At 46.4% G+C, this 2,962-nt stretch carries 2 protein-coding genes; both read left to right on the top strand.

Going from position 1 to position 2,962, the window contains the following annotated elements:
- A partial coding sequence (locus QGP82_RS27450; RefSeq protein ID WP_499061605.1) for a DUF5372 family protein occupies positions 1–298 on the top strand: 298 nt, incomplete at its 5' end.
- Between the two features lie 468 nt (positions 299–766).
- Positions 767–2,851, top strand: a complete 2,085-nt coding sequence (locus tag QGP82_RS27445; protein WP_499061604.1) for a recombinase family protein — start codon at positions 767–769, stop codon at positions 2,849–2,851.
- Positions 2,852–2,962 lie beyond the last annotated feature (111 nt).

Raw genomic sequence — 2,962 nt, 5'->3', positions numbered from 1 at the left:
GGCACGATTAGATCGAACTGCACATCATCTCAACCTGGATTTGGGATGTGTCACCATTACCCATCCATTTCATCCCTACTCGGGTCAAACCTTTGAAGTTCTGAAAACTCGTAGGGTCTCAAACCAAGAGACCGTCTTGGTTAAAGGAGGAATCAGTGGGACATTTGCGATTCCCCTATCCTGGACCGACCGCATACGACCGATGGATTATCACTCTGAGCTTCGTCTTGCCCCGGATTTATTTCCAGAACTGCTGAGCACATTGCAACGGCTTGAAACTGAACATCAACAGCAGTAACCACTTGTCTGAACATACGTTCCATGTGGCCGCACGTGAATTATCTCATTCAATTAGACAGGAGACTTTAAAGGCTGGAAGAGGTTAGAAAGACTTGCCTCTGGCATCAGGTACAAACCGACCTGTACGCCAGTACCCACCAAGGTAGGGATACCGTCTCAAACGTGAGATATTTCCCTGACATAGGGTGTTGTTATCCCCGGTTCAAAGAGCCATTTGATTGATTACCTGTTCTGGTGAGCCATTATCCCACTAACTACGGCAATTGGTATCCCAATGGTTCTGAGATGAGAGAGGCTAAGCCCGTTCAGCCAAAAGCGGCGTTAGCCCAATCAGTCTCAAAGGGGAGCATGACAATAATGGATAGACTGCCTTCTAATGCGGACTTCATTCCCTCAGTCAGTGAAATTATTGCTGAGATACTTCTCATCCATGTCGAGGTTCTCCTGCGCACTCAAGGAGAGAAGAATGAACCATCCGAAAATCCAACCTGTTCACCTGAACCGCAAGGCCTATGTCTATCTGCGTCAATCAACCATGGGCCAGGTACGTCTGAATCGAGAGAGTACTGAACGGCAATATGCCTTAAAAGATCGAGCTCTGGCTCTGGGCTGGTCAGAGCCGCTTATCGAAGTACTCGATGGGGATTTAGGCCTATCAGGAACCCAAAGTGTAACTCGAAAAGATTTCCAGCTGTTAGTATCGGAGGTATCGATGGGAAAAGTCGGTGCCATTTTAGCCTTGGAAGCCTCTAGACTTTCACGCTCGTCCGCTGACTGGACTCGGTTAATCGAGCTGTGTGCCTTCTCAGGTGTCCTCATCATTGATGAAGATGGGTGCTATGTTCCGAGTGATTTCAATGATCAATTGTTGCTAGGGCTCAAAGGAACAATGTCTCAAGCAGAGCTTCATCTTATCCGCTCTCGGCTGCAGGGAGGGAAGCAGAACAAGGCTAAGAAGGGAGAATTACGAGTCCCCTTACCGATTGGTTATTGTTACGATGATTTTGACAACACCATCTTTGACCACGATGAGCAAATCCGTGAGATCATTGAATTATTCTTTCAAGTGTTTGCTCATAAACGGAGTGCTTACGGGGTTACTCGATACTTTGGCGAGCACCAGATTAACTTTCCAAAACGAGCCTATGGTGGGGTGTGGAATGGAAAAATTATTTGGGGGAAGCTCACCTATGGACGAACCGTGACCCTACTCAAGAATCCAACCTATGCAGGTGCCTATGTCTATGGACGTTACAAAACAGAGAAATCTCTATCGACCAATGGCACATTCACCTCACGGATCAAGCTACAACCTAGAGATCAATGGGAGGTGCTCATTCAGGATCATCACCCCTCATATATTAGCTGGCAAACCTATCTTCAAAACCAAGACATCTTGCGTAGCAACCAGACCAACGGAACCGGGACTGTCGTGACCAGTGCAGCTAGAGAAGGGAAAGCTCTTCTCCATGGACTCCTTATCTGTAGCAAATGTGGGCGCAGGCTCTCAGTTCGCTACACTGGTAATGGTGGAATTTGGCCACAGTACGAGTGTAACTGGCGCAAGAAAGAAGGATTAACAGGTCGCTCCTGTCTCAACACTCGTACTGATATCGTCGATAATGCCATCATTCCCTTGATGTTCGCAGCCCTTGAACCTCAACAACTTGAGATTGCGTTACTTTCGGTTGATAAACTCAAAGCCCACTATGCCAAATTGGACAAACAATGGGAATTAGCCTTGGCCAGAGCGGAGTATGAGGCCCAAATTGCGGAACGACGATTTGAAGAGGTGGACCCCGCCAATCGCTTAGTGGCTGCCACACTAGAGAAACGGTGGGAGCAAACCTTGCTAAAAGTGCAGCAAACTCAAGATACGCTCACGCAGCAACGTCAAACGCATCCCCTCAATCAGATGGGTGAAGCTGACAAGGAAGAACTCTTCAGACTGGCACAACATTTACCTCATCTCTGGAATGCAGAACACACCCCAACCAAACAAAAGAAGCAGATTATTCGATTACTGATTGAAGATATTACCGTAGAAAGACTTGAACAGTCTCGACAACTTAGCCTGCATATTCGATGGAAAGGGGGTAAGCACGAGTCATTAACCATTCCCATCCCCTTAAAACAACCCGATAAAGTCCGTTACTCAGATGAGACTATCCACAAAATTAGGGACTTAGCCAAAACACATCACGATATAAAAATTGCCGATACCCTCAACCAACTAGACATCAAAAGTTCCTCTGGACGACCATTTACAGCAAGTATGATCAAGTGGGTACGACACAAACACGACATCCCTGCTTGCCCGACCCATCAGCCAGGTGAACTGACGGTTAAACAGGTCGCTCAGCGCTATGACGTGTCTACTCATGTCGTTTATTACTGGCTTGAAACCGGTATGCTGCAGGCACAGAAAAGTCACAGCAGGACCTATCGGATTGTTATTTCTGAATCAAAACATCAAGAATTAACGACTTGGTCCAAGGTTTCAAGAGAAGACAAAATTAGACAAAAACAACATAGGAAACGGACAAGATAAGCATTCTTACGCTTTCCTTTCAGATATCCTATAAATAAACAGAGACCTCAAACAAGTGGCTCTACATTCCGAAAGCAAGTTGCATAAGGTGCATTATGGAAAAACCGTCGG

The sequence above is a fragment of the Leptothoe sp. LEGE 181152 genome (genome assembly GCF_032906605.1).
GTDB classification, from domain to species: Bacteria; Cyanobacteriota; Cyanobacteriia; order Phormidesmidales; family Phormidesmidaceae; genus Leptothoe; species Leptothoe turfae.
This window is presented reverse-complemented; position numbering and strand designations above follow the sequence as displayed.